This window comes from Haloarchaeobius sp. FL176, from assembly GCF_024609245.1.
Classification (GTDB): Archaea; Halobacteriota; Halobacteria; order Halobacteriales; family Natrialbaceae; genus Haloarchaeobius.
The window spans coordinates 383,720-409,957 of the sequence record NZ_JANJYH010000001.1 but is presented as its reverse complement, the minus strand read 5'-3'; the positions used below and the strand labels follow the sequence as shown (position 1 = coordinate 409,957).

The 26,238-nt window shown below is 62.1% G+C and carries 21 protein-coding genes; 13 read left to right on the top strand and 8 right to left on the bottom strand.

Annotated features, from left to right (window positions below):
* Nucleotides 1–162 precede the first annotated feature (162 nt).
* Nucleotides 163–1,323, bottom strand: a complete 1,161-nt coding sequence (locus tag NO978_RS02050) for a DUF563 domain-containing protein (RefSeq protein WP_257297846.1) — start codon at nt 1,321–1,323, stop codon at nt 163–165.
* 66 nt (nt 1,324–1,389) lie between these two features.
* Nucleotides 1,390–2,391: a hypothetical protein gene (locus NO978_RS02045; RefSeq protein WP_257297845.1), complete on the bottom strand. Its 1,002-nt coding sequence runs from the start codon at nt 2,389–2,391 to the stop codon at nt 1,390–1,392.
* A gap of 121 nt (nt 2,392–2,512) precedes the next feature.
* On the opposite strand from NO978_RS02045, the gene NO978_RS02040 reads away from it, so the two are divergent.
* From NO978_RS02040 to NO978_RS02020, 5 genes are all read left to right on the top strand, one after another.
* Entirely contained in the window at nt 2,513–3,445 is a 933-nt protein-coding gene (locus NO978_RS02040; RefSeq protein ID WP_257297844.1) for a hypothetical protein, read from the top strand.
* 54 nt (nt 3,446–3,499) lie between these two features.
* Nucleotides 3,500–4,513 (top strand): hypothetical protein, encoded by a 1,014-nt coding sequence (locus tag NO978_RS02035; protein ID WP_257297843.1) that lies wholly within the window; start codon nt 3,500–3,502, stop codon nt 4,511–4,513.
* Between the two features lie 108 nt (nt 4,514–4,621).
* Nucleotides 4,622–5,431: an FkbM family methyltransferase gene (locus NO978_RS02030; protein ID WP_257297842.1), complete on the top strand. Its 810-nt coding sequence runs from the start codon at nt 4,622–4,624 to the stop codon at nt 5,429–5,431.
* Between the two features lie 28 nt (nt 5,432–5,459).
* The gene (locus tag NO978_RS02025) at nt 5,460–6,575 is read left to right on the top strand and encodes a glycosyltransferase family 4 protein (RefSeq protein ID WP_257297841.1); all 1,116 of its coding nucleotides are present in this window, start codon (nt 5,460–5,462) and stop codon (nt 6,573–6,575) included.
* Between the two features lie 66 nt (nt 6,576–6,641).
* A complete protein-coding gene (locus NO978_RS02020; protein ID WP_257297840.1) occupies nt 6,642–7,817 on the top strand; it encodes a glycosyltransferase in 1,176 nt (391 codons plus the stop codon).
* A gap of 6 nt (nt 7,818–7,823) precedes the next feature.
* On the opposite strand, the gene aglG is transcribed toward NO978_RS02020, so the two are convergent.
* Complete coding sequence (gene aglG / locus NO978_RS02015; RefSeq protein ID WP_257297839.1) at nt 7,824–8,765, bottom strand: glucosyl-dolichyl phosphate glucuronosyltransferase; 942 nt, start codon at nt 8,763–8,765, stop codon at nt 7,824–7,826.
* 115 nt (nt 8,766–8,880) lie between these two features.
* Between aglG and NO978_RS02010 the strand changes: the two genes are divergently transcribed.
* The 3 genes from NO978_RS02010 to NO978_RS02000 all read left to right on the top strand — a co-directional run bounded on the left by NO978_RS02010 (nt 8,881) and on the right by NO978_RS02000 (nt 13,208).
* The gene (locus NO978_RS02010) at nt 8,881–11,853 is read left to right on the top strand and encodes an STT3 domain-containing protein (RefSeq protein WP_257297838.1); all 2,973 of its coding nucleotides are present in this window, start codon (nt 8,881–8,883) and stop codon (nt 11,851–11,853) included.
* A gap of 49 nt (nt 11,854–11,902) precedes the next feature.
* Nucleotides 11,903–12,829 (top strand): DUF368 domain-containing protein, encoded by a 927-nt coding sequence (locus NO978_RS02005; protein ID WP_257297837.1) that lies wholly within the window; start codon nt 11,903–11,905, stop codon nt 12,827–12,829.
* A 241-nt stretch (nt 12,830–13,070) separates the two neighbouring features.
* Nucleotides 13,071–13,208 (top strand): hypothetical protein, encoded by a 138-nt coding sequence (locus tag NO978_RS02000; protein ID WP_257297836.1) that lies wholly within the window; start codon nt 13,071–13,073, stop codon nt 13,206–13,208.
* 62 nt (nt 13,209–13,270) lie between these two features.
* On the opposite strand, the gene NO978_RS01995 is transcribed toward NO978_RS02000, so the two are convergent.
* The 4 genes from NO978_RS01995 to glpA form a co-directional block, all read right to left on the bottom strand.
* Nucleotides 13,271–15,346, bottom strand: coding sequence for a hypothetical protein (locus tag NO978_RS01995; RefSeq protein ID WP_257297835.1), 2,076 nt, complete (start codon nt 15,344–15,346; stop codon nt 13,271–13,273).
* 251 nt (nt 15,347–15,597) lie between these two features.
* Complete coding sequence (locus NO978_RS01990) at nt 15,598–16,890, bottom strand: anaerobic glycerol-3-phosphate dehydrogenase subunit C (protein WP_257297834.1); 1,293 nt, start codon at nt 16,888–16,890, stop codon at nt 15,598–15,600.
* Nucleotides 16,887–18,161, bottom strand: coding sequence for a glycerol-3-phosphate dehydrogenase subunit GlpB (glpB, locus tag NO978_RS01985; protein ID WP_257297833.1), 1,275 nt, complete (start codon nt 18,159–18,161; stop codon nt 16,887–16,889). The genes NO978_RS01990 and glpB overlap by 4 nt, the downstream gene beginning before the upstream one ends.
* Nucleotides 18,148–19,842 (bottom strand): anaerobic glycerol-3-phosphate dehydrogenase subunit GlpA, encoded by a 1,695-nt coding sequence (gene glpA / locus NO978_RS01980; RefSeq protein ID WP_257297832.1) that lies wholly within the window; start codon nt 19,840–19,842, stop codon nt 18,148–18,150. Before glpA ends, glpB begins: the two co-directional genes overlap by 14 nt.
* Nucleotides 19,843–20,091: 249 nt before the next feature.
* Here glpA and glpK point away from each other — a divergent pair, with 249 nt between their 5' ends.
* The 4 genes from glpK (at nt 20,092) to NO978_RS01960 (ending at nt 24,739) form a co-directional block, all read left to right on the top strand.
* Nucleotides 20,092–21,633, top strand: coding sequence for a glycerol kinase GlpK (gene glpK, locus NO978_RS01975; RefSeq protein ID WP_257297831.1), 1,542 nt, complete (start codon nt 20,092–20,094; stop codon nt 21,631–21,633).
* A gap of 2 nt (nt 21,634–21,635) precedes the next feature.
* On the top strand, nt 21,636–22,736 hold the full coding sequence (locus tag NO978_RS01970; protein WP_257297830.1) for a hypothetical protein: 1,101 nt from the start codon (nt 21,636–21,638) through the stop codon (nt 22,734–22,736).
* Between the two features lie 103 nt (nt 22,737–22,839).
* Nucleotides 22,840–24,033, top strand: coding sequence for a Cdc6/Cdc18 family protein (locus NO978_RS01965; RefSeq protein WP_257297829.1), 1,194 nt, complete (start codon nt 22,840–22,842; stop codon nt 24,031–24,033).
* Nucleotides 24,034–24,064: 31 nt separating this feature from the next.
* A complete protein-coding gene (locus NO978_RS01960) occupies nt 24,065–24,739 on the top strand; it encodes an HAD-IIB family hydrolase (protein WP_257297828.1) in 675 nt (224 codons plus the stop codon).
* Nucleotides 24,740–24,776: 37 nt separating this feature from the next.
* Here the strand turns inward: NO978_RS01960 and NO978_RS01955 are convergent, their stop codons facing one another.
* Entirely contained in the window at nt 24,777–24,977 is a 201-nt protein-coding gene (locus tag NO978_RS01955; protein WP_257297827.1) for a hypothetical protein, read from the bottom strand.
* 122 nt (nt 24,978–25,099) lie between these two features.
* Here NO978_RS01955 and NO978_RS01950 point away from each other — a divergent pair, with 122 nt between their 5' ends.
* Nucleotides 25,100–26,209, top strand: a complete 1,110-nt coding sequence (locus tag NO978_RS01950) for a GTP-binding protein (protein WP_257297826.1) — start codon at nt 25,100–25,102, stop codon at nt 26,207–26,209.
* The last annotated feature ends 29 nt before the right edge of the window (nt 26,210–26,238 follow it).

Sequence of the window (26,238 nt, the reverse complement as noted above, 5' to 3'; positions counted from 1 at the left end):
CTTCTGATGATGACTTCGCATTCCCCCTGTAAATCCATACTGCAACCCCTATAACCGAATTTAACTATAGATCTGGTTATTGCTTCCGGTAGCGCTTGGTTGATTCGAGTCCCATATTGGAGAGGGTTTCACTTACTACGAACCACAAGAAGCGCGGAAAACCTAGGTGTGTTCTGACTTTCCAGAATCTATATTCACATCGGCCACGACGCTCTCCAGTTCTTCCACATCGACACGAATGTCGGCAGATTCCGGCTTACAGTACACGGCCCGATACTCGAGGTCGAGGACCGACGCCAGTATCTCGTATGGCTGTTTGATCTTGTCACCGAACAATTCGATGACGGTACAGTCGGTCGAGAAGATTATATCCGTGATCCCTGCTCCGTGGGGGGCGACCACGATATCCGCCTCGCTAAACAGGTGAGCGTTTTCGGCCAGGGATCGCTCTTCTAGTCGGTACCGCTTGAATCCGTATTCAGATAGCATTTCCATCACCGCACCCTCGTTCAGTACACGGCGTTCGACCGCCCCCGCTCGCGAAATATACACGTTCTTCCCGTCTCCATCTGCGGCAAGCGAAGTGGCACTGTTACCCAGAACTTGCCTGCGGATCCATTCGAAGTCGGCTGGTCGCCGTTGCGGGAACGATGGTATGATTAGTTTCTGTACCGCATAAGCTGGCTCCGAAGCGCGTTCAACTTTCTCCGCCGGCCAGTCGAGTGCTCGGAGGGTCTCGTCCACGAACGGGGGGGCATCGGGCGAAATGACCAACGTGACGCTATCGCCGGTCGATTTCTCATACCGTTGCACGTACCTTAGCTTCGGCACTGTCTCGACCATCCAGTGGTAATAGTTCGGATACCGTGGGATGAATGGGGCAGCGGTTCCAAGCGACGTCGACGCCTTCGGTGCAGTCCGTTGTACCAGCGCCCTGAGTGGGAACTGTCCGAAGAAGAATTGTCTGGACAACATCCCCATCATCGCCTGCAGTTCGTGTGGCGGGGCCGCGGCACTCTCCTCTATTATTTCGCCGCTTGCCGTTATTGCCAGTCCAGTCTCGGAGAGTATCGTCCCTCCGCCAGCGGCAGCGGCGAACGAGTCCTGGGACTGGGGCTGGAGAGAGACACACTGGTCGGCGGTTCGCTTGAGTTCGTCTCGCGACACGGTCTGTACTAGCCCGTAGTATACGAGTGGGTCGAACAGCGGTCTCCCGAGGCGCTTCCGGACGAGTAGATCGCCCGCCGCAATGAGGGAGTCTTTGACGCCGTCGGAACGAATCTTTCGTCGGAGCTTGCTAGGTGCGAATTCGGCTGATACCATGTTATTTGGGGATTTGCTTCCTGATTGGACTGCGCCCTCGCTCTGTGTTTGCCGGAACGACGCGACTCACCGGTACCCCGAGGCCTCTAGTCTTGACTCCACGGTCTCTCCCGAGATGCTCTCCGCTTCGACTGGTGGGTCCGACCGTACCGTGCGGCGTTCGTCGCCCTCAACTATAAACCAGGGTACTTTGACCAATGATGTCGTGTGGACGCCGTAGGGGTGTCCATACATCCGGCGTGTGGGGACCGGAAAGAGACGTTCACCGACGATGTTCCCGTGGTCGGCACTGATGACTGTCTTTCTGTCGAGTTCATCGAGCAACTTCTCTACTTCGGCGAGGACAATGTCAAGATTCTCGTAGTAAGCCTCCCAAAATGTCTCGATATCTACCTCGTCGGAGCCACGACGGAGATGCTCCCATACGCCACTGGTGTCTTCGTTGGTTGTACCTAGCGTCCAGTCCTCGCCAACCAGCCTCTTTCCGGTCTCACCGATGAACGGGATGTGGGGCTGCATGAAGTGGACGATGAGCCGCTTGTCCGGGAAGCGCTGGTGTGCCGCGAGCGCCTCCTCGACGACTGTCTCCGGTCGAACCGTCTGGAGGTCAGAATCCCACTGCTCTAGCAAATCGATTACGGCGTGAAACGTCCCTCTGTCCAGCCCCAACTGCGGAACGTAAGGATTGGTATTCACATAAACCGTTTCGAAATACCTTTTTTTGAAGTTCTCCTCAAGGAACTCCTCGCTGCTGGAACCGAGTGATATCCGGGACTGAAGCTCCCCGTCCAGCTGAATTCGTTCTGAGAACATATCATATCGGCAGGCGTCAAGTATCACGAGGTTGTCCCAGTCTTCCTCCATCACCTTCGTGCCCGGACCGTATTTGAGCCTGAAAAACAGATTGTTGCACTCGATCGGTAGATACCGAAGCACGCTTTTGAACACCGGTATGGCCCCCTCAGACCTATATTTATTTTTAGCCTTCTTGAGGTGATGGCGCATATCTGGACCTACTTCGCTTGAATAATAACGCTGTCGTTTACTGGTGTAAGCGTACTCAGTCATGCAGTCTTGATGGCGCGATTCGCACTCAACCAGATGGGCGTGTGGCTACAGCAGGATCGGTCGTCTCCTTGTTTAGGAAAAATCCCAAAGAATCATGCTCCCCCAAACTGACCGGACAATCATGAGTCATCGGTACAATCTAAAGAATCTGAAGAAGGTTATGGGCAAACCTGAGTATATTCTCTGGGAGGCTCAGCGAATTCTCTTTAATCTGCGATATGAAGGGGGTATCGATGTTATGGAGCAGGACTGGGACAACTTGCTGCTATTGGACGCTTGCCGGTACGACTATTTTGAGGAGCGATGCGAGTTCGAAGGTGACTTGCAATCTGTCATCTCTCGCGGTGGTCGAAGCTGGGAGTTCATGGAGGGCAACTTCGTCGGGAAGACCTTTCACGACACTATTTACGTAACGGCGAACCCACATACTGGCAAGCTTGCCGACGATGTCTTTCACGCAGTCGAACCTCTGTACCTCGAAGAATGGGACGACAAGAACGAGACGGTGCTGCCGGAGACAGTCGTCGAGGAGGCGCTCGCGGCACACCAGCGCTTCCCGGACAAGCGGCTCATCGTCCACTTCATGCAACCTCACCGACCGTACCTCGGACCGACGGGTGAGGAACTCCGGGCGAAGTACGATGTTCGCGGGTTCAACCGACACGTCGCCAACGAGGAGCGTTCGCACGACAGTCGGGAGTCGTTCTCGAAGATGGTAGAACGAGGGAAGATTCCTGCTGAGAAGGCGCAGAAGGCGTACTCCGAAACGCTTGATATCGTGTTGGAGCACGTAGCGGAGTTGCTCGATGGGATCGACGGCAAAACGGTTATCAGCTCTGATCACGGCGAACTGCTTGGCGAACGGATGAACTTCCTTACGAATCCAAAGTTCGGACACTCACATGACGCAATCCGGAACAGGACGTTGTACGAGGTTCCATGGCTGGAGATAGAGGGAGACCGTCGGCACATAACAGAGGACGAACCAGTCGATACCGAAAGCGGGTCCGATGAGAATCTCGAGGATAGACTCCGGGCGCTCGGTTACAAATAACGAATGACTAACCGGAGCAAAACCGTTAAACGCCCCGTCGAGAACCTCTAACCAATGCTGCGCCACGATCTGAGCGTCGACACGTTCCGGAAGGGACTGAAAGCTCCTGACCAGGCGTTCGATGCGACCGTCTACGAGTTCTTCTACCGGATTCCGTCGACTTACCTCAACACCCTCACAACTATTGGTACCAACGTGTTCGACAAGGAGTGGGATGTATTACTAATCTTGGACACATGCCGAGTGGATGCACTGCGCGCGGTCGCCGATGAGTACGATTTTATCGGTGAGGTCGGGAAGATACGTTCTGTTGGTGGGCGGTCCCCAGAATGGATTGCGAAGACTTTCCACGAGGACTACCGAGAGATGATCGCGGAAACCGCATACCTCTCTGCGAACGTCTACACCGACCAGATTCTGGAGGACAGAGAGCACGAGAAGATTCCGCTCAGTGAAACAAACCTGAGCTACAGGCTGCTGGGACGAATCCAGAACGTGGATGTGGACACCCTCGGGCGGTGTGAGTACCTGTACACCTACGAGGGGGTGGGGGAAGACGGTCCTCTCAGTCACGCAGAGGGCGGGACGCCGCCACGGTACGTCACCGACAGGGGAATCGCGGTGTGGCGTGAGTACGACTTCGACAGGATGATTCTACACTACCTCCAGCCACATTCGCCCTACATGGCCAACGGGATCGCCGAGGACAGGCCACTCGAAATGTACGAGACTGACTGGTGGGGGTACCTGGCAGAGACAGGCGACAAAGAGGCCGTGTGGAACGCATATCTGGACGAGCTACGATACGTTCTTGATGATGTCGAACTCCTCCTCGAAAACCTAGACGCGGAGACCGTCGCCATCTCGTCGGACCACGGTGAGGCGTTTGGCGAGTACTGGGAGTTCGGCCACAACAACGGCAGCCTCCACCCAAAGGTCAGGACGGTGCCCTGGGCAACCACCTCTGCGACTGATACGGGCTCGTACACGCCGGTTCACGACCCACCGGAAGCCTCCCAGTCGGAGGAAGCCCTGGACCGGCAGCTAGAGGCGCTAGGCTATAAGTGAGGATAGGCTATTTGAGACAATCGCACGTTTCGAGTCTCGATTCTAGTCTCGACTCCGGTCGTTACTCGTTGCGGACGTCTATACGACTACAATACCTCTATCTTCTCTATGAGCACCACCGAAAAAGCACTCCAAATCGCCCGTGACGATGGTCTGACGGAACTCATCAGTCGGGGAATCCACCGGAGTGTTCGACCGATAGACCCGTTGTACCAGCTGGTAAAACCGGCATTCAACTCGTACTCCGTCAGTGGTGCGACAGCATTCTTTGACATGGGTACGCGGTCGCTCCGGCAGCACGACTTCGTCGACGATCTTCGTTCGGAGGAGGTGCTCATCGCCAAGGTCTTGGACGATGTCAAGCCCGACGACGTGTTCTATGACATCGGTGCAAACGCCGGCATCTACACTTGTCTTGTCGGGGACGAACTCGAGTCGGGACAGGTCGTCGCCTTCGAACCACACCCGGAGGTATTCGATTTGCTCACGCGGAATGTAGCCGAGAATGACGTATCGGTGAAACTTCAGAACGTGGCATTGTCAGACCAGCAAGGGGAAGTAGAGATGGTTTCTCGTGGCTACACGGGCCACCAGATGGCCGACGACACCGACGATGCCACGTTGCGTGTCGAGACGACGCGGGGTGACGCACTGGTCGAAGACGACGAAGTTCCCAGGCCGGACATCTGCAAGATTGACATTGAGGGCGCCGAGTATCTGGCGCTCTCGGGGTTAGAACAGACGCTCCGGTCCTCTGACTGTCGAGTCGTCTACTGCGAAATTCATACGGAAAAGATCGCGGCCATCGGCGGTTCCCCGGAACGCGTTGAGGCTCTCCTGAAAGATTTGGACTTCGAACTGGATGTGCTCGGCGAACGGCGTGACAACTACTTCGTCAGGGCAACCCGCAGTAGCTAAAAGTCGCCCACCGCTGTCTTAGACGTGAATGAAGATTGGAATCGTGACGCCCCGGTATCCGCCCAACCATGCCGGTGGCGGTGAAATAAGCGTCCAACTCCTCGCGAATCAACTGCATTCCCACGAGACGGTCAATAATCTCGAGGTTTTTTCGTTCGACGGGACGACAACCGAGACAGTCGAAGGTGTTCAAGTCAGTCGTCTATCCGATGTCCCGCAGTATCCCTACAGTCTCCCGAACGAGATTGCCTATCGGAAGCTCAAATCAGTGGACCGGGACTTCGATCTCCTCCATGCCTACAACATGCACCTCCACCCTGCTGTTGGTCGGCTTGCAGCTGAACGGGACATCCCCACCGTTGCAACACTGAACGCGTACCCGCTTCTGGACTGGGCGTCGATTGGAGTGACGCCGTCGCTGCAGCGGCGACTGTACGAGTCGACGGTGCTCCGCCTCGAACGGCCACGACTACGGAAACAGATACAGCAAATCGAACTCCTCCTCCCACTCAGCAGTGCGGTCGAACGGGTGTACCGGGAGAACGGGTTTGACGGTCCCGAATATGAAGTCGTCCCGAACATGCTCGACCCAGAGTTCGAACTCCCGACCAATATCGAAGGAGACAGTACGGAACTGCTCTACGTGGGGTATCTCCGGGATTCGAAAGGAGTCCGGTACCTGATAGACGCAATGAAGCATGTCTCCTCAGACCTCACGCTGAAGATCGTCGGTGACGGACCGACACGGGAAGCCTTGGAGACCCGTGTTTCAGAGATGGGGCTCTCGAATCGGGTACGGTTCACTGGACAAGTCCCCTACGAGGAGGTCACACGTTCGTACGCGACTGCGGACGTATTCGTCCATCCAGGTGTGTGGCCGGAGCCGTTCGGTCGGACGATACTAGAAGCGATGCAGGCAGGGCTACCTGTCGTCGCGACGAACGTCGGCGGACCGGCGGAGACAATTAAACAGCAGGAAATGTTGTGTCCACCGGCGGATCCCGTCTCGATGGCCGACGCCATCGAGCAGGCGTACGACCGACGGGACGAATACGGGGCCAAGAACCGTGAGTACGTCCGGGCCACGTACCATCCAGACGTGGTGGTGCCGCAGTTCGTATCGGCTTACGAACGACTCCTCTGAGGTCCTACACCCCGTCCCATTCGGAAGTCGTGACAGATATGACCCTCCGACTAAAGATGGTAGACGATGACCGACGAGCCCGACGGGTCTCCGAATCTCTCGGACCGGAGCCTCGCTATCGCACACTGGGGTGAGCACGCGAACGGCGGAGGTGACCGCCTCGCCTGGGAACTCGCGAGAACCTTCGACGACTCGTCGTACTACGCTGGTTGGACCGACGAATCCATCGAGCCGGACGACGTCGAGTCGGAACAGCTTATCGATGGGCGATTCCTGAATTTCGGTCTTCGTCGTGGTGGCCTCCTTCGACAGCTCGCGCATCTAATCGGCTGGCAGGTCGCACCAGAACTCCGTGACTACGACGTACTCGTGACCAGCGGAAACGAGCCGCTGTTCTACGTGGCTCCGGACGACCAGACTTGGGTTGCGTACATTCACCATACGAACCGGCGGCAGTCCGACCAGATTACCGAACTGGAGTCGTCTCGGCTCAAGTCGGTCAAGCTGCTGCTGTACTACGGCATGCGCGTCGCCTACGACCACAACACCCACAAACCTGACCTGTTCGTGGTGAACTCGGAGGTCGTCAAGCGTCGGATTGTCCGATACTGGGGCGTTCCCGAGGACAAGATTCGTGTCGTGTATCCACCTGTTGAGACGGATAGCTACTCCCGGTCAGACGCCGAGAACGGCGACTACTATCTGACGCTCTCGCGCCTCGACTGGCACAAGAATATCGACGGTATCGTCCGGGCGTTCGATGGGCTCGACGAACGCCTGATAGTCGCGGGTGACGGCGAAGAGCGCGAGCGGCTCGAATCGATAGCCGGAGACAACGTCGAGTTCGCTGGCTTCGTCGACGAAGCGAAGAAGCGACGACTGCTGGCGGGGGCGAAGGCGTTCGTGTTCAACGCTCGAGATGAGGATTTCGGTATCGCTCCAGTCGAGGCACTCGCAGCTGGCACACCGTTGCTCGGCGTGGCAGAAGGAATGACGCAGTTTCAGGTTCTCGACGGGAAGAACGGATACCATCACGAACGTGATGAAACAGGGACGAGCATCGAAGAGAGCATCGAACGGTTCGAGACGGAAGGTGTCGAGTGGTCACCAGAGGAAATCGCTTCGTTTGCCGAGCGGTTCTCCGTCGAATCGTTCCACGAGGAGATGAAACAGGTCACAAGAGAGGCAATCACACGGGCAGCGATTCGGCCGGACTGGTACGCCGAGTACGATACGGAGTAGTCTGCCTCAGGCTTCGTCGTAGTCCTCAAGCAGATCCGGTTTTAGTATCGCGTACACGTACCCGAATCCGACCATCGCCGTGAAGACGAACAGAGCGGCGAGCTGTTTCACCTTCGCTAGCTCGGGATCTCTGAGGAGCGAAACGAGCCGTTCGGGTACGTGTTCCGTGAGCAGGTCGGCGAGGTACTCGTTCTTGTCGCCCGACGCTTCGGGGATGATGTGGTCCATGATGCGCTTCGAGTAGCCCTGCCAGAACGACCGGCTGGCGAGCCATTTGAAGTCGCCACGGTACTCAAAGAGCTTGTGATGTACCTTCGCCTCCATATTGTAAATCACGCCGCGCCCGTACTCGCGCCTGATGCGAGCGCCGACGGTCGATTCGTGGGCCTGAATGTGCTTGTCGCCCTTGCGCCCGGTGTTCTCGTCGTAGCCACCGACGTTCAACAGAACCTTCCGTCGGAACGAGATGTTGGAGCCGTAGGTGTTTCTCATCTCTTCCAAGTGTTCACCGAAACCCTTCTCATCACAGCCGACGAGCCAGTAGAACTCGTCGGGGAAGAAGTCAGGCTTTGCGACCTGCCAGTCGGGGAGCACCTGACCGCCGACCGCGACGGCATTGGTTTCCTTGTACGTGCGCACGAGGTTCTCTATCCAGTCGGGCTCTGCGACAGCGTCGTCGTCGATCATCGCGACGACCTCCCCGGAAGCGATTTCGGCCCCTTTCGTCCGCGAGTGGGAGATGCCGCGGTTCTCGTCGTTGCAGTGGATGTGGACTGTCTCCTCGTCACCGAAGTCCGCAACCGTCATCTCGTGTACCTCCTCGTTCCCGTCGATGACGAGGACGACCTCGATGTCGTCGTATGTTTGGTTCAGCACACTTTCGACGGCTTCGGAGAATACCTCGTAGCGGTCCGTCGGATACGTACAGACGACGACGGAGACGTTCATCGTTCGGACTCACCCCCGAAGCGCGAATAAGCGTTTTGCATCGTGCTTTTCGCACCTGTTCCTCTCCGAAACGATTACACAAGCCTTATTCGTGGGTTTGGACTTTTCCCGTACAATGAGTACGTCGACCGGAGAAGAGTCAGAGACCGAGGAGACCACCTCGGACTCACTTCTCGACGCCTTCGAACGTTGGTATCACGTACCGAGCGTAGGGCTGATAATGTTGTTCATGCTCTGGATCAGGCTCCAGCCGCTCGACAAGTTCACGCGGAACGGCCAGGTCTTCTTCGCAGGGAACGACGCCTGGTACCACCTACGGGAGGTATCGTGGACTGTCCGCAACTGGCCTTGGACGATGCCGTACGACGTTTATTCCGAATTCCCTACGGGTGTCAGCGCAGACCAGTTCGGGACGCTCTTCGACCAGATCGTTGCGACAGCCGCGCTGATCGTCGGACTCGGTGACCCGTCACAGAACACCATCGCGATGACGTTGCTGATTGCCCCCGCCGTGTTCGGAATGCTCGTCGCAGTTCCGACCTACTTCATCGGGAAGCGTCTCGGCGGCCGCCTCGGCGGCGTCACCGCGGCACTCGTTCTGGCGCTCCTCCCGGGTGTGTTCCTCCGCCGGAGCACGGTCGGCTTCTCGGACCACCAAGTCGCAGAGGTGCTCCTGCAGGCGACGGCCGTCCTCGCGGTGATGGTCGCGCTCCGATCCGCCGAACGCGAGAAGCCTGTCTTCGAGCTGCTGCTCGACCGCGATTGGGCTGCACTCCGTGAACCGACGAAGTGGGCCGGGCTTGCCGGCGTCGCAGCTGGGCTCTACATGTGGGTATGGCCGCCGGCCGTCGTGCTGGTCGGCATCCTCGGTGTCTTCTTTACCTTCGCCCTCGTCGTGGAGTACCAGGCTGGCCGCTCGCCCGACCACGTCGCCTTCACCGGTGTCGTCGTCGGACTCGTGAGTGCGGTGACGGTGCTCCCGAACATCGACGAGTTCGGCTTCGCGGTCACCTCCCTTTCGTTCCTTCAAATCGGCCTCGGTCTCGGCCTCGCGGCCGGCTGCGTATTCATGGCGTATCTGGCCCGGCTCTGGGACGATGCCGACGTCACGACGCTCCAGCTTGTCGGGGTCGTGCCGGCAGTGATACTGTTCTTCGGCATCCTGCTCGCACCCGTAATCGGCTTCCCGTTTCTCGACATTCCGTTTGCGATGGTGTTCGTGTTCGCTGGTGCGTTCGCCATCGTCGCATACGCTCAGAATGACGACGTACGGGCGGCGACGTACTCGCTCACCATCGCGTCGACACTGATCGCCGGTTTCCTCGCGCTCCGGTTTCTTCTGCCGGACACGTTCGGGCTGCTGATCCGGAACATCAACCGAACCGTCGCATTGAATGCGAGCGACACGACGCTCACCATCGGCGAGGCACAGGCAGTCGTCCCCGCAGGTGAACCGTTCTTCGACACGCTGACGCAGTTCATGAACGCGCAGTACGGGTTGAGCTACGTCGTCGCGTTCGCCGCGCTGATCTGGCTCCTCACGTCCCTCTACGTCGGCGACGACTACCGTGCTGAGTACCTGCTCGTCGCCGTCTGGACGGTGTTCACGCTGCTGATGGCACTCACACAGGTCCGTTTCAACTACTACCTCGTTGTCCCGGTCGCGGCGCTGAATGGCTGGTTCCTCGGCCGCGTCGCGAAGTTCATCGGGCTCACGAACCTCTCGGAGAAGGCGTTCGACGTCGAGATGTACCAGGTCATCGCCGTCATCTCCGTGCTGATGCTCGTGTTCGTTCCGCTCGTCCCGCCGGCGAATATGACGTCCACGACGGTCGATCAGCAGGCAGCCGACCTCTCACCCGGTTCGGTGCTCATCTGGAACGAGAGCACCCAGTGGATGGAGCAGAACACGCCGGCCCCTGGCCAGTACGGTGATGCGGACAACGATCTTGGCTACTACGACCGTTACTCGAACCAAGACGACTTCGCGTATCCCGAGGGTGCATACGGCGTGATGTCGTGGTGGGACTACGGACACTGGATTACGACCCAGAGTGAACGTGTTCCCGTTTCGAACCCCTTCCAGCACAACGCACGTATCTCCTCCGCGTACCTGCAGGCACAGGACGAGACGCGTGCGAACCTGTTGCTCGAGGCGATGCCGAACTCCGGCGACGCGGACGAGCCGATATACAACCTCAGCAACGACGAGCTTCGGAGCCTCATCGACCAGCAGACCGAACAGGAGGCCCACGAGGACACCCAGTACGTCGTCATCGACTACCAGATGGCCGGTGGCAAGTTCGGTGCCATCGCGACCTGGACTGGCCCGGGGCCGGGGTCGTACTACAACCAACGTGAGAACGTGACCGTCGGCGGGCAGCAGGCCGCGCTGCCGACGCGCTCGGACTCCTACGAGAACACGATGCTCTCACGGCTCTACTTCGACGACGCCGAGGGCATGGAGCACTACCGGTTGGTCCACGAGGCATCGAACCGGCGCGTGTTCACGTCCATCGCGATCAACGAGTCGGGGTCGTTACGGCCGACACGGTTCGTGAACCAGCCGCTCCCGGTCCAGCAGTACTTCGAGTATCAGGTCCGACCGCAGTACGAGACGTACAACACCCAGGCCGAGTCCACCGTGAAGACCTACGAGCGGGTCCCCGGTGCGACGCTTTCTGGCCAGGCCGACGTGGGGAGTCCGACGAACGTCACCGCGCGCGTCGAGCTCGCCTCCGACACGCTGAACCGGACGTTCAACTACACGCGGACGGTCCAGACCGACGCGGACGGCAGCTTCGAGATCACGGTGCCGTACGCCACGAACGACGAACTCGGGCCCGAGGACGGCGCGACCGACGTGGCCGTCGAGGCGACCGGTGACTACGAGGTCACATACGACAACGAATCGACTCGGGTGTCGGTCCCGGAGACGGCAGTCGTCGACGAGGATGGCTCGCCCATCGAGGTCACGTTCGACGAGAACGCCTCGTCCTCGGGCGACGAGTCGGACGAGTCCGAGGACAGTCGAGAGCGGACCGACGGGGCACTCCTCCCGGTCCGTCACCACGTACCGCTCGCGTAGCGGCCCGAAAGCGAACTGTTTTCCGCACCACGGTGGTTAGCACCGTTCGATGCGTTCGTCACTCTCCGTCTACCTGAAGGGGTTCCTCATGGGTGCCGCGGACACGGTCCCCGGCGTCTCCGGTGGGACCATCGCCCTCATCACCGGTATCTACGAACGACTCATCGAGGCAATCACGAGCGTCAGCCCTGCAGATGCCCGGCTTCTGCTGGCACTCCACACAACGGAGGGGCGGGACGATCTCCGTGACCTGTTCGCCAGAGCTGATGGACTGTTCCTCATGGTACTCGGGTTCGGCATCGCCTCCGCGGTGCTTACGCTCTCCCGCGTTCTCGAACACACCCTCGAACAGTTCCCGGCGTTCACCGCGGCCTTCTTCTTCGGTCTGATCGCTGCTTCTGCCATCGTGCTCTACTCCGAGGTCGACGTGGGGACGCCGCAGCGCCTGGCCGTCGCCCTGGTCGGTATTGCCCTCGCGGCGGGTGTGTCGAGCCTCCCCGAGAGTGCGATAGGAAGTTCCTACCCCGTCGTCTTCGTCGCGGGGTCAATCGCCGTCTGCGCGATGATACTTCCCGGCGTCTCCGGGTCGTTCCTCCTCTACGTACTCAATCAGTACGAGTACATGGTTACGAACCTCACGACGTTCGTCGATGGGGTCATCGGTCTCGCGGATGGGGGGGACCTGGCGTCGCTCGGGGAGTCGTTCACGGTCGTCGCCACGTTCTGTACCGGGGCACTGCTGGGGCTGCTGACGATGGCGCGGGTGGTGAAGTGGGCGTTTCAGGAGTACCGTGCTGGAACCCTCACGTTCCTGGTGAGTCTGATGGTCGGTGGTCTCGTAAAGCCGGTGAGGACCATCACCACAGAGGCCCAGTTCGGTGTCACAGCCGACCTCGCTGGTGTCGCCGTGTTCGCACTGGTCGGTGGTGGACTGGTACTCGCGGTCGACTTCTTCACGGACGAAATCGACTACTAGTACCCGACTACTGCTGGTGCGTTGATTGGTGATTACTGGAGGCTATTATAACTGCCCGGCCGTACACCAATATTTGTATTTTTTGGCCGACTCTCGAGTAATCGAGTGCAAATAATGGATATATGTATTTTTAACTGCCAATAAGTAGTACATATATAAACCAATACTGTAAAAAACCATGAAATTTTATAAGTAATATTAAGATAATTTGATGTATGTGCCTGCTCACCATGCAAGTACGATGTCCGACAAAGGCACGATGTCCGACTGGCTGTCCGAGCATCCCCGTATGATTGGTGTCCTGTTCATGATCGGCCTGCTGCTGATGCAGGCGTCGCCTGTGATGGCGACTGGTGCATCCGCCAGCCCCGGCCCGTAATCGACTAACAGGACCGTTACTGCGATCTCCTGCAAACCGGTTAGCGGGCAGCAAGGTCGTCCTCACTCGATGTTTACGTTGCCCATCGCGTTGTCCCAGAAAAGTTGGCCACGGTACGCTACAGGAGATATAGTCCACATCAGATACTCGCGCAGCGTCTGTTCATCGAGTTCAAACGTCTGCATCCGTCCCGGGAGGAGGTAGTAATCCTCGACGGATTCCAACGTCGGCACGGTTCGTGACCCGAGCTGGAGCTCCTTGGTTGGGTACGTGTGAATCGACAGGCCGTAATTACCCCCGTCCGCGTGCTCGACGTGGCAGACTAGCGGGGGCCCACCTTCGGACTGAACGATATCGACCGAACCGTCACCGACCACCAGATACTGGTCTCCTATCTGCGTGTGTTCGTGAACCAGTTCGACTGCGGCCCGCAACGGGAAACCGAGATTGAGCAGGTGTGCGATAGCGTGTCCTATCTCGACCGCATGTTCGTTTACTACGTCGCCGAGTGTCGCAACACCTCCGAACGATCCTTTCTCGACGAGTGCCTCGGCCTGTTCGAAGGACCGGCACGCATTAAGGAGGAATACGTTCACGCCGACCGACTCAAGTTCGCGGACATCGAGTTCGCCGTCCGTGCATCTGAGTCCGGTTGGAGTCGCGTGTCCGATGTAGTGAAGGAAGTCACAGGCCTCGTCGGTCAACAGAGTCGCAAGTTCGGCTTGGGGGACGCCGAAGTGAGAGTCCACGTTGTAGGGCTGATCTCCCCGTTTCCCGTACGCATCGTCGATGCTAGCCTGCTCGTCAAGCATCAGCGGGTCGTTACAGACGACGGTGATGTTGATGGAGTCGCTCCGTTCGCCCTGTTCGAGCTGGTGTTCGAACGACCGGACCGATGCCTTCGACGCGCCCAGTGGAAGTTTCTCGCCGAACCAGGCGTGTTCGATGGACTCGTCGTTCCGTTCTGGTTCGATTAGTGACAGCGAGACTTCTTCGTGCGTCGAGTTCCGCGCATTCGAACGGTAGAGACGTGCTTCTTCTGCCTGAGTCGACACTGTCCGCGAAACGGTCCGTGCTGTACCTTTGGGTGACCTGATTATTCCGAGGTCGTTCACGATGTGGGGTATCGCGTCCACGTGTTTGGCCTCCGCTGGAAGGTGTGCAGTCAAACACCACCGCGGGAGATATGGTTCGATGACCTCGTGCGGGACAGAGAGGTAAGCCGCCAACTGTTCCGTCAGGGGTCGGTCGTACATCGCCCCGGTTTCGAATGGCAGGAACGGTTCGACCTGCCTGCGTTCGTAGAGATCGACCTGATGGATGCCCTCTGTTCTGACCACGCAGTCGAGAAACAGCGTTTGTTTCAGCAGTTTCGCTATCTCGTCCTCGAAGCTGCGACCTCTGGGCAACCCGTGCTCGAACTCTCCTGTCCTGATTTTGGGCTCGTTCCCCGGGACGAGGTCCGCACCGAGGTAGTATGCCAGAGGTGTCGCGGAGTAGATGTACAGGAGATCAGGTGGGATGACGATCTCGATGCCAGTGTTGGGGGAGGAAAAACTGTCGGGAATGTCTAGGTCGTCGCCGAGTTCCAGCAGTGGCGGATGCCCGCGAAGTGTCGGATACGAACGTTCACAGGATGTGGTTTTGAGCGCCGAGGAAAGCGAACTGACCGCAGCCATAACATCTGTCGGGTCCTCGGTAGTAGTAATGGTACCAGCAGGGTGCTTGTGATAGGTCCGGACGCCAAACTCAACGACTCTGGATTCGTCGAACACGACCCGGAGAGAGTCGGCACCGTTTCGGATTGTTGGAGTTCCACTGAACCGCCAATAGAGCTTGACAGGACCCGAGATATCGAGGCTGTACAACCCCGATCCGGGTTCCACCTGAGTCTGATGTGTGACCGGTCCATCATGACCGCCGGAGTCACTACGCAAATATACCTCCTCCGCACGATCGATGAACAGCTCACTCGCCTCGATCGTGAACGCCTCGTCTACCGGGAACTCGAAGGACTCGGCGTCGGTCGGAGTCGGCGAGACCGGCTCGTCGGTCAGTACCTGCAGGCGTCGCTGTTTGATCTGGTCCGTGATGGCGACGCCGCAGGGATCGTCCGTCTGCTTGTAACTGACCTTCATGGTGTTCCGACGATACCATCGACGGGGGTCCGTGTCCGACTCCGCCACCACCCTGTCGTACCGTCACCGCGTGAGTGTGGGAGGGTCTCGTCGGCCGTGACTGTTTCGCCCGGTCCGAGCAGTGCCGGAGCACCGTCGTGGTCGTTAACTGTAGATACTGGTCGTGCTACTTAAATTTCCTGCTGCTGGTTGTATCAATCGGAAATCACTAACGTCCGATTATCGCAGACGGGGCGGCGGAAGCGACCTGTTCAGGCCGGGAGCGAGCGGTCGGTAAGCGCGGCCTCGAGCACCTGCAGGGTGTGCTTAACCGGGTAGTCGCTGCCGTGTTCCATCTGCATCGCACAGGTCGGACACTCGGTCAGACCGGTTTCGGGTTCGGCCTCGTCCATGTGCTCGAACATCTCCTCGCCGATGGCCATGGAGGCGTCGTAGTTCTCGGACTTCCAGCCGTAGGTGCCGGAGATGCCCGAACAGGACTCGCCGACGTCGTGGGCGTCGACGTCGCCGAGTTTGGAGAGTACCGTGGTCGTCTGGCCGTCGAGGCCCTGATTGCGGGCGTGGCAGGGCGCGTGGTACGCGAAATCGGGTGCGTCGACGTCGTCGACGGCCTCCAGTTCGCCGTCGAGGTTCTCGTGGATACGGAGGTACTCGACGGCGTCGTAGGTGTGTGCGGAGACGCGGTCGGTGTTGTCGAAGTCGAACAGCTCGGGGTACTCCTGACGAAGCGCCATCGAGCAGGAGGTACAGGAGCAGACGATGTCGTAGCCTTCGTCGACGAGTTCGGCGAACGTTTCGACGTTGAACCGCGCGGCACGGCGGGCGTCGTCGAGCATCCCGTTGGCGAACATCGGCGTGCCCGAGCAGCGTTGCTCGGGGACGGCGACCTCGTAGCCGAAGTGTTCGAACACCCGGACCATCGCCTTGCCGACCTCGGGGGTGTTGTAGTTGGCGTAGTCGCCGTGGAAGTAGGCAACACGCCTGTCCTCGCTCTCGACGGCCGCACCGCCCCGCTCTGCCCACCACTCGCGGAAGGTCTGGGTGGCGAACTCGGGGAAGTCGCGCTCGCTGGTGATGCCGATGAATCGGTCGTTGAGTTTCTGGACGAGCGAGTTGCCCATGACGGCGTTGGTGAGCCGCGGGAACATCGAGCCGAACCGGGCCATCGTGCCGTAGTTGGCGAGCAGTCGGTTGCGCCAGTACTCCACCGAGAGCTTGCTCATCGACTCCTCGACGTACTGGGCGCGGGCCGTGTTGTGCATCTGGCTCAGCGGCACGTCGGAGGGGCACGCGCCGTCGCAGCGCATGCAGTTCGAACACTTCATGATGGAGTCGTCGATCTCCTGGTCCTCTTTGCGCGTGAGCCGCCACTGTTCGGGGCCCTGGAACTTCGGTCCGGGGAACTCGTCGTCGACCTCCGCGACCGGACACGACGAGTCGCACGTCGAGCACTTGTAGCAACTGTCCGCCCCGGGACGCAGGTCCGCGTCGCCCTCGGGGAACACCTGGATCGGTTCGAAATCGTCCTCGTTGTCCGTACTCATGACTGGTTCACTGCTGTGGCTGCCCGTGTCCCTGCCCGCCAGCCCGTCGCCAGCGAGACGCCGCTCGCCGCCTTCTGTGCTGCCGTGTCCGCGCCGCCGACGACCGCGCCGGCCGCGCGGAGGTTCTCGAACGCGACCGCCCCGCCCGCGTCGAGGGCCCGCCCGTCGGTGTCGATGCGCACGCCAAAGCGCGCAAAGGCGTGGTCCCCGAACGCCCCTTCCGCGGACCAGTCGTACCGGTCTTCGGGGTGGGGCACGTGCAGGTCGAAGATGGGTTCGTACACGCGGTCGCGCTCGGAGTCGATCCCTTCGCCGACGAGGCCGCCGGTTGCGAGCACGACCTGCTCGGGTGCGTACGGCACGCGTGCGCCGTTGCGGTCGACGACGACTTTCGTGACGAGCTCACTGGCATCGTTCCCGTCAGCCGCCGGTTCCGCCTCGAAGTCCACCACTGGAACGCCCGTCACGAGTTCGACGCCAGCGGCTTCGAGTTCGTGCCGGAGCAGGTCCCGGAGCCGCGTTCCGGGGATGCTCGGCGGGCCAGTTGGTACCTCGAACACCGACACCGGTTCGCCGGCCGCATCGAACCGTTCCTCGAGCTCGGCCCTGACGAAGGCGGGGTCCTCGCCGAACACCGCCGGGAAGCCGACGCGGTCCGCCCCGTCGACCTTCGGCGCGATCTTCTCGACGAGGGCATCGCGGAACTCGTCGTCCTCGGTGAGGAGCTTCGCGTATCGGGTCCGCTTCGCGTCGTCCCGGAGCCGCGGGAACCGCACCGTGACGCCACGGACGTCGCCGGGGACGGTCCCGTCCAGTGACTCCGCCGCGCGCTTCGCGTCGAAGTCTGGGTCGGTCGAGATACCGACGAGGAGCGTCTCGCGGCCGTCGCCGGCGACCCCGGGTGCGACGCTCGCGGGGTACCGGAGCGTCGGCTTGACGGTACCCTGCGTGGTCGGGACGAGCGCGTTCCGGTCGCCGCCGCGGTAGCGGTCGCCGGCCACGTCGTCGAGCAGGGCAAGGCCCCCGCGGAGTGCGTCTGTCCCGACGACCGAGTATGGGTGGTCGTCGGCGAGGTTCTCGATGGCTGCGAACGGGTCCGCGACGAGGTCGCCGTCGACACGGCCGAGCACGTCCACGAGCCCGGAGGCCTGCTGCAGCGTGCTCTCGGACTTCGAGACGAGTGTGACCTGTGCGCCCTCGCGGGCGGCCGACAGCGAGGCGACCGAGCCGGCGAGCCCGCCACCGACGACGAGCACCTCAGTCCCGATCATGGCTCCCCCCGTCCGTGGCGGCGCGTGCCGGGCTGGCGAAGGCGTCCCAGTCGATGTACGCGTCGTCGCCGTCGCGGTTCCAGGTCGTCGCGTGGAGCGTGTGGTTCAGCATCGCCTGCGAGAGCTGTTCGCCCCAGAGCGCGTGGCGGTGGCCCTTCCACCGCTCCTGCCAGAGTTCGTCGAACGAGGCGTCGGCGGTCTCGGCGTCGTACTCGGGGTGGAGTTCGTTCGCGACCCGGTGACAGCAGAAGCCGCCCTGGCAGTTCCCCATCGAGGCGCGGGTGCGGAGCCGGACCGCGTTGAGGTCGGTGCCGGCCTGGCCGATGGCGTGCTGTACTTCGGCGCGGGTGACGGCCTCGCACTGGCAGAGCACCGGGTTCGGCTCGTCGGTGCCGAGCACGTCCGGGGCGTACGAGCCGAGTCGCTCCTTGCTCCGGCGCGCGACCGGCGAGCGGAGACCGTAGTCGTCCATCGCCGATTCGAGCCGGTCGAGGTCCTCGCTCCCTGGGAGGGGTTCGTCGGCGGTCGTACACGACGCGCGCACGTCGAGGAGGTCGCAGACGTGGTCGGTCACGTCCTCGGCCATCATCCGGTAGGTGGTGAACTTGCCACCGACGACCGTCGTCAGCCCCTCGATGCCGTCGCGGTCCGCGTGGTCGAGCAGGAAGAAGTCACGCGTGATGTCCGTCGGGTCCGTCGTCCCGGTGTCCGGTGGTTCGTACAGCGGGCGGACGCCCCAGAACGAGCGGATGGTCCGCGCGTCGGAGAGGATGGGCACGAGCTCGGAGAGCTCGTCGATCATGTGGTCGACCTCCCAGCCCTCCTCGGGGTAGTCCTCCGGGTCCTCGACCTCCTCGTCGGTCGTGCCGAGGATGGCGGTGGTTTCGTGCGGGACGACGATGTCGGCGTCGCCCTTCGGCTTGCAGCGGTTGACGACGGTGTCAACCTGCCGGACGTTCATGACGACCATCACGCCCTTCGACGGGCGGACCTCGATGTCGACGCCGGCCATCTCCCCGAGCTGGCCGGACCACGCGCCGGCCGCGTTGACGACGTGCTCGGCGTGGATGTCCTCGGTCTCGCCCGGTAGTCCGTGCTCGCGCTTCCCCGGCCCGGAGTCGTGTTCGACGCGTGCACCGGTGACCTCGTCGCCATCGGTCAACAGGTCGACGACCTCGGCGTGGGTCTCGATGCGTGCGCCGTGCTCCTCCGCGGAGACGGCGTTCGCGACGACCAGTCGGAACGGGTCGACCGCGCCGTCCGGAACCTCGATGGCCTTGTCGATGTCCTTCGCGAGGTACGGCTCGACCTCGCGTGCCTCCTCCGCGGACAGGACCTCGGCCGGGATGCCACACTCCCGACACCCCTCCAGTTTCTCCTCGAAGTATTCGTCCGTGTCCTCCGGGCGCTTGACGAACAGCCCGCCGGTCATCTCGACGCAGTGACCGGCGATGTCACGCAGGACCCTGTTCTCCTCGATGCACTCTGTCGCACTCGCCTGGTCGGCGACGGCGTACCGGCCGCCGCTGTGGAGCAACCCGTGCATGCGCCCGGTGGTGCCGTGTGTCAGGTTGCCCTGCTCGACGAGCGTCACGTCCACCCCGCGCATGGCGAGGTCGCGTGCGATGCCCGTGCCCGTGGACCCGCCGCCGATGACGAGTACTTCGGTAGTCGTTGCCATCCGGATACCGACACTGTGGACCGCGAGTACTTCATTGTTTACCCTAGTGCCCGGGGCGCCAGTAACTCAGCACAAACTATTTCCACGTTTCGGCGGTGCTCCAAACCTGTTCGGCGGTTTTTCCCGTCTCCGGCCGTAAGATTACTCTGATTGTGAACAACACGCACAAGTTTTATCAGGGTTTACCATAGTGTTTACTACCGGTTGCGGGCCAAGAGTAAACATTGGCCCGCGGACACGGAGGAACCTATGGCAGGCAAGCACTACGTCGGCGCGATAGACCAGGGGACGACAGGCACTCGATTCATGGTGTTCGACCACGCTGGACAGGTCGTCGCCAATGCATACGAGAAACACGAACAGATATACCCGGAACCCGGCTGGGTCGAGCACGACCCGATGGAGATCTGGGAGAACACGAAGTCGGTCGTCGAGAGTGCACTCGACGAGGCCGACCTCGCCCCGGAGCAACTCGCCGCGCTGGGCATCACGAACCAGCGCGAGACGACGCTGCTCTGGGACTCGGAGACGGGACGACCGGTCCACAACGCCCTCGTCTGGCAGGACCGGCGGACGACCGACAGGGTAGAGGAGCTCGAATCGGAGGACAAGGTGGAGTGGATCCGGGAGAAGACCGGCCTGGAGGCGGACGCTTACTTCTCGGCGACGAAGGTGGAGTGGCTACTGGACAACGCCGACCCGATGAAGATGGAGCGGACGCTCCCGCAGGACCTGCGCGACCGCGCGGAGAGCGGCGAGCTCCTGATGGGGACCATCGACACCTGGCTCATCTACAAGCTGACCGGCAACCACATCACGGACGTCACGAACGCCTCCCGGACCATGCTGTACAACATCCGGGAGATGGAGTGGGATTCGGAGCTCCTCGACGAGTTCGACGTGCCCCAGACCCTGCTGCCCGAGGTCCGGCCGTCGAGCGACGACGCGACCTACGGCTCCACCGATCCTGAGGGCTTCCTCGGGGCAGAGGTGCCCGTCGCGGGCGCCCTCGGCGACCAGCAGGCCGCACTCTTCGGCCAGACGTGCTTCGACGAGGGGGACGCGAAGAACACCTACGGTACGGGGTCATTCTTCCTGATGAACACGGGGGAGGAGGCCGTCAAGAGCGACCACGGCCTGCTGACCACCATCGGATTCCAGCGCTCCGGTGAGCCCGTCCAGTACGCGCTGGAGGGTGCCATCTTCATCACCGGCGCGGCCATCGAGTGGCTGGAGGACGTCAAGCTCATCGACGACCCGGTCCAGACGGCCGAACTCGCCCGAAGTGTCGACTCGACCGACGGGGTGTACATGGTCCCCGCGTTCACGGGCCTCGGTGCGCCCCACTGGGACGGCCGTGCACGCGGTACCATCGTCGGGATGACGCGGGGCACGGAGCGCGAGCACATCGTCCGTGCCACGCTCGAGTCCATCGCGTACCAGACCCGCGACGTGGCCGAGGCGATGGAGGCCGACGCCGGCATCGACATGGGCCGGCTCCGCGTCGACGGTGGCGCGGTGAAGAACAACTTCCTCTGCCAGCTGCAGTCGGACATCCTCGGGACCGACATCGTCCGGCCCGAGGTCGACGAGACTACCGCGCTCGGTGCGGCGTACGCCGCCGGGCTGGCGGTCGACTACTGGGAGACGATCGACGAGCTGCGGGAGAACTGGCAGGTCGACCGCGCGTTCGACCCCGAAGGCGACCAGGCGGAGCTCGACGCGAAGTACGACCGCTGGGGCGACGCGGTCGAGCGCAGCCTGAACTGGGCGCAGGACGGGGGTGACTGACGATGTTCGAGGTCGCAATCCAGACGATGGTACCGATCATCGACATCAGCGTCGAGACGTTCCTGCTGCTGGTCATCGCAGCCGCAGCCGGCGGCGCGTTCGGGGCCGCCATCGGGGCACTGCCGGCGTTCATCTTCACCGGGTTCGTCGTCTTCCTCGGTGAAGGCCTCGGGATCATCAACCGCCAGCTCGGCGGGACCGACCTCGCGGTCGGACAGGGGGAACTCGTCGGCGGACTGTCCGGCATCATCGGCTTCGGTGCCGTCACCGGCCCGCACATCGCGTTCGCGGGTGGTGTCGCCGCCTCGGCCTACGCCGGGAAGAAGTATCCCGAGATGGAGCCCGACGACTGGGACTACCACTTCGGGAAGAACATCCTGTACGCCTTCGGCACCAAGCCCGACATCCTCGCGGTCGGTGCCATCTTCGGCGTGTTCGGCGCGTTGTTCAACCAGTTCGCCGGCGCGCTTCTCGTGGTCAGCGGGACGGGCGTCACCGACTCCATCGCGCTGACGGTCGTCGTGAGTGCGTTCGTCGCGCGGGGCGTCTTCGGCTACCCCATCGTCGGGAAGTCCGCCGGCTCGGGCCTCCTCGACATGTCGCCGTTCGAGCGCGAGGAGCCCCACACCGCTGCGGACGGCGGTGAGGTGCCCATGGAGCACCAGGGTCGGCTGGCGACCGAGCCGTGGCTCCCCCACCAGTACAGGTGGTCGGGCGTCACGGCCATCGGGCTCGTCGGTGGCATCCTCGGTGGGTACATCTACATCATGACCAACAGCATCTTCCTCGGCTACGCCATCTCTGCGATGAGCCTGCTGTTCCTGAACCTCGGCGTCGAGAAGATCCCGGTGACCCACCACATCACGCTCATCGGGGCGGTCGGAGCGGTCGTGCTGCTGCCCGACTTCGGTCCGGTCGTCGCGCTGCTGGCGGCCGGCGTCTTCGGCGCGGTGAGCGGGCTCCTCGGCGAGGTGACCCAGCGCCTCTTCTACGCGCACTCGGGAACCCACGTCGACCCGCCCGCGATGGCCATCGCAATCGCGATGGTCGGCGTAGCAATCCTCGAGATAGTCTCCGTGCTGCCGAACGCCGGCTACATCTGAGGCACCACGCCCACGAGGCGTCGCCACCGACACGGCCTCGGTGCACTCCCGAGGCTTTTAGCACTGGACGGACCGAGCTACCACAACCGCACCGACCAATCGCATGGATATCGAAGCACGAATCAGACGACGACAACGGCGCAGCGGCGAGCCCAGCATCGTGAAGGACTACGACGCCCTGTCCCCGGTCGTCCACGTCGAAGATCCGTCGGGACGGGGCCCAGTCCTCGAGCAGTTGCTCGACCATCTGGACCCGATCTTCGAGCGGTCACTGCCGCCGACGGCCTACGTCTGGGGGGACGGAGGGGTCGGCAAGTCGGCAGTCGTCACCGCGCTGTTCGACCACCTCGACCAGCTGCTGACCGGTGCCGGGGGGGTCATCCACACCACGACCCGGGCTCGTTCGACCCCTGCGCCCGACTTCGTCTACGTCGACGCCCGTGTCGACGACAGCGAGTTCGCGCTCTACCACACGGTGCTCGATGCGCTCGTCGAGGAACAGGTGCCGAAGCAGGGCGTGCGAACGGACTCGCTCCGGTCGCGGCTGATGCAGCGCCTGTCGGGCACTGACCGCGCGGTCGTGGCCGTGGACCACGTGGACGAGTTCGACACGCTCGGGCTCTCCACACTCCACGGCGCGTTCGACGGGATGGACGGCCGACTCAGCTGGATCGCAGTCGGCCGGACCCCACCCGAGGAGTTGTCGAGCGAACTGCTGCCACCGGAGCACATCCACGTTCCGCCGTACCAGCAGCACGCGCTCGTCGACCTGCTGACGGGGAGAGCCTCGGACGGCCTCGCCCGGCAGGCCTTCGACCACGAACAGATCAGGCGAATCGCGGAGTGGGCGAAGGGGGACGCCCACGACGCGCTCACCGCACTGTTCGGGGCCGCCGAGGTGGCGACCAGGGAAGGCCACGAGCGCATCACCGAACGCGACCTGGAGGCCGGGCTCGACGCGGTTCCGCGACCGACGGTCGCGCTGGGGCGGGTGCTGACGCTCCCCGAGAACCGACAGGTCGTGCTGCGGACGCTGGTGGACCTGCCCGAGGAGGCGACGAGGTCAGTGGGAGACGCGGCGGCGTCCGTCGCGGCGGCACCGGGCATCGACCTCTCGCCGTCGACGGTGAAGCGGTACCTGTACGAGCTTGCCGAGGAGGGGATCACGGAGCGCGTCACGGCGGAGCGGGACGCCGAGAGCGCGGGCCGGCCACCGAGCAAGCTCGAGCCCCGGTTCCCGACGCTCGTGTTCAGCCGGCTGTACGAGCTGCAACACGAGAGCGACTCGAGAGCGTGAGCCATTTAGCCCCGGTCGCCCCAGGGGAGGTATGACCGACGCCCCGCCGCTCGTCCTCGACATCGACGGCACGCTCACCCGGCCGGAGGGGGGTATCGACCCGCGCGTCTTCGAGCCGGTGCGGGAGTGGCCCGCGCCAGTCGTGCTGGCGACGGGGAAAGCGTTCCCGTATCCGGTTGCACTCTGTACCTTCATCGCCATCGAGGAACGTGTCATCGCCGAGAACGGGGGTATCGCACACGTGGACCACGAGGTGCTGGTCCACGGCGACAGAGAGCGCACGACCGCCGCCGTCGAGGCGTTCCAGGCCGCCGGCGGCGACCTCGGCTGGGGGGACGTCGACCTCGTGAACCGCTGGCGGGAGACCGAAGTCGCCGTCGACCTCGACGCGGACGAAGCACTGCTCCGCGAGGTCGCCGCGGAGCACGGCCTCGGGGTCGTCGACACCGGCTACGCCTTCCACCTCAAACAGCCGGACATGTCGAAGGGACTGATGCTCGAACGCGTCGCCGAGCGGCTGGGCTACGAGCCGGGGGAGTTCGCAGCGGTCGGCGACTCGGAGAACGACGTGTCGACGTTCGAGCGGGTCGGGCGGAGCTTCGCACCGTCGAACGCGGACGACCGGGCGCTCGCAGCTGCCGACGTGGTGCTGGACGAGGCACACGCCGAAGGGGCCCTCGACGCGCTCGCACGGCTCCGGACGTAGTCGTCCTGCGCGGCTCCGCGAGCCGGAACGGACGTTCTCAGCGGACGAGGACGCCCTGCCTGACCAGGAAGTCGCTCGCGCGGTCAATCTCGACGGGACTCCCGACGAGCCGGTACGTGTCCGCTTCCTTGCGGACGGTCAACGTGAACTCCTCGGCCAGCCGCCGTCGCACCGCGCGGGGCGTCCCGTCGGGGAGGACGATCTGCGTACTGTCGCGTAACCGCGCCGGGTCGGTCATCCTCTGCGCGAAGTTTATTTCTCACTTTGATTAATGGACCGAACCTCCTGGGAGGGAAGCTGGCCATCGGTGGCGGGACGGAGTGGACAGGTTTTTCGGCTCCGACGGCCGAGAGTGCAACGATGGGGCTCGAAGACGAGATTGAGGCGATCGAGGAGGAGATAGCCGAGACGCCCTACAACAAGTCCACCGAGGCCCACATCGGGCGGCTGAAGTCCAAGCTCGCACAGAAGAAAGAGAAGCTGGAGAACCAGTCCAGCAGCGGTGGCGGGCAGGGCTACGCGGTCGAGAAACACGGCGACGCTTCGGTCGCACTGGTCGGTTTCCCCAGCGTCGGCAAGTCGACGCTCATCAACGCGATGACGAACGCCGACTCGGAGACCGGCGAGTACGAGTTCACGACGCTGACCGTCAACCCCGGGATGGTCGACATCAACGGCGCGCACATCCAGTTGCTCGACGTGCCCGGTCTCATCGAGGGGGCGGCAGACGGGCGCGGTGGCGGGAAGGAAGTCCTCTCGGTCGTTCGAAGCGCCGACCTCCTCGTGTTCATGCTCTCCGTGTTCGAGATCGAGCAGTACGACCGGCTTCGGAAGGAGCTGTACAACAACAAGATTCGGATCGACCAGCAGCCCCCGCGGGTCACCATCCGGAAGAAGATCAAAGACGGCATCAAGGTGACCTCGACGGTCGACCAGCCGATGGACGACGACACGATCAAACAGGTCCTCCGCGAACACGGCTACGTCAACGCCGACGTCAACCTCGGCGAGGAACTCGACATCGACCGGCTCATCGACGGCGTCATGGACAATCGGGTGTACACGCCGTCCATCGTCACCGTCAACAAGACCGACCTCATCGAGCCTTCCTACAAGGAACAGGTCGACGAGGAGCTCCGGAAGCGAGACATCGACCCCGAGGAGGCGACGTTCATCTCCGCCGCCGAGGAGAAGGGCCTCGACGCGCTGAAGGAGCGCATCTGGGAGAACCTCGGGCTCATCCGCGTCTACATGGACAAACCCGGCCGCGGTGTCGACTGGGAGGAGCCACTCGTCGTCTCCGAGGGGGCGACCATCGAGGACGCACTCTCGAAGCTCGGCGGCGACTTCGAGGACCGGTTTCGGTTCGCCCGAATCCGCGGCCCGAGCGCAAAGCACGACGGGCAGCAGGTCGGGACGGAGCACGAACTCCAGGACGAGGACGTGCTGAAGCTCGTTCTGCGGAAGTAATCCGACTTCTCTCACACGTGTGCGAGCAC

Coding starts and splice junctions, on each gene's coding strand:
- NO978_RS02045 (WP_257297845.1), bottom strand. CDS start 2,391: ATGACTGAGTACGCTTACACCAGTAAACGACAGCGTTATTATTCAAGC.
- aglG (WP_257297839.1), bottom strand. CDS start 8,765: ATGAACGTCTCCGTCGTCGTCTGTACGTATCCGACGGACCGCTACGAG.
- NO978_RS01960 (WP_257297828.1), top strand. CDS start 24,065: ATGACCGACGCCCCGCCGCTCGTCCTCGACATCGACGGCACGCTCACC.
- glpB (WP_257297833.1), bottom strand. CDS start 18,161: ATGATCGGGACTGAGGTGCTCGTCGTCGGTGGCGGGCTCGCCGGCTCG.
- NO978_RS01990 (WP_257297834.1), bottom strand. CDS start 16,890: ATGAGTACGGACAACGAGGACGATTTCGAACCGATCCAGGTGTTCCCC.
- NO978_RS01950 (WP_257297826.1), top strand. CDS start 25,100: ATGGGGCTCGAAGACGAGATTGAGGCGATCGAGGAGGAGATAGCCGAG.
- NO978_RS02050 (WP_257297846.1), bottom strand. CDS start 1,323: ATGGTATCAGCCGAATTCGCACCTAGCAAGCTCCGACGAAAGATTCGT.
- NO978_RS02030 (WP_257297842.1), top strand. CDS start 4,622: ATGAGCACCACCGAAAAAGCACTCCAAATCGCCCGTGACGATGGTCTG.
- NO978_RS02010 (WP_257297838.1), top strand. CDS start 8,881: ATGAGTACGTCGACCGGAGAAGAGTCAGAGACCGAGGAGACCACCTCG.
- NO978_RS02040 (WP_257297844.1), top strand. CDS start 2,513: ATGAGTCATCGGTACAATCTAAAGAATCTGAAGAAGGTTATGGGCAAA.
- NO978_RS02025 (WP_257297841.1), top strand. CDS start 5,460: ATGAAGATTGGAATCGTGACGCCCCGGTATCCGCCCAACCATGCCGGT.
- glpK (WP_257297831.1), top strand. CDS start 20,092: ATGGCAGGCAAGCACTACGTCGGCGCGATAGACCAGGGGACGACAGGC.
- NO978_RS02035 (WP_257297843.1), top strand. CDS start 3,500: ATGCTGCGCCACGATCTGAGCGTCGACACGTTCCGGAAGGGACTGAAA.
- glpA (WP_257297832.1), bottom strand. CDS start 19,842: ATGGCAACGACTACCGAAGTACTCGTCATCGGCGGCGGGTCCACGGGC.
- NO978_RS01995 (WP_257297835.1), bottom strand. CDS start 15,346: ATGAAGGTCAGTTACAAGCAGACGGACGATCCCTGCGGCGTCGCCATC.
- NO978_RS02005 (WP_257297837.1), top strand. CDS start 11,903: ATGCGTTCGTCACTCTCCGTCTACCTGAAGGGGTTCCTCATGGGTGCC.
- NO978_RS01955 (WP_257297827.1), bottom strand. CDS start 24,977: ATGACCGACCCGGCGCGGTTACGCGACAGTACGCAGATCGTCCTCCCC.
- NO978_RS01965 (WP_257297829.1), top strand. CDS start 22,840: ATGGATATCGAAGCACGAATCAGACGACGACAACGGCGCAGCGGCGAG.
- NO978_RS02020 (WP_257297840.1), top strand. CDS start 6,642: ATGACCGACGAGCCCGACGGGTCTCCGAATCTCTCGGACCGGAGCCTC.
- NO978_RS01970 (WP_257297830.1), top strand. CDS start 21,636: ATGTTCGAGGTCGCAATCCAGACGATGGTACCGATCATCGACATCAGC.
- NO978_RS02000 (WP_257297836.1), top strand. CDS start 13,071: ATGTCCGACAAAGGCACGATGTCCGACTGGCTGTCCGAGCATCCCCGT.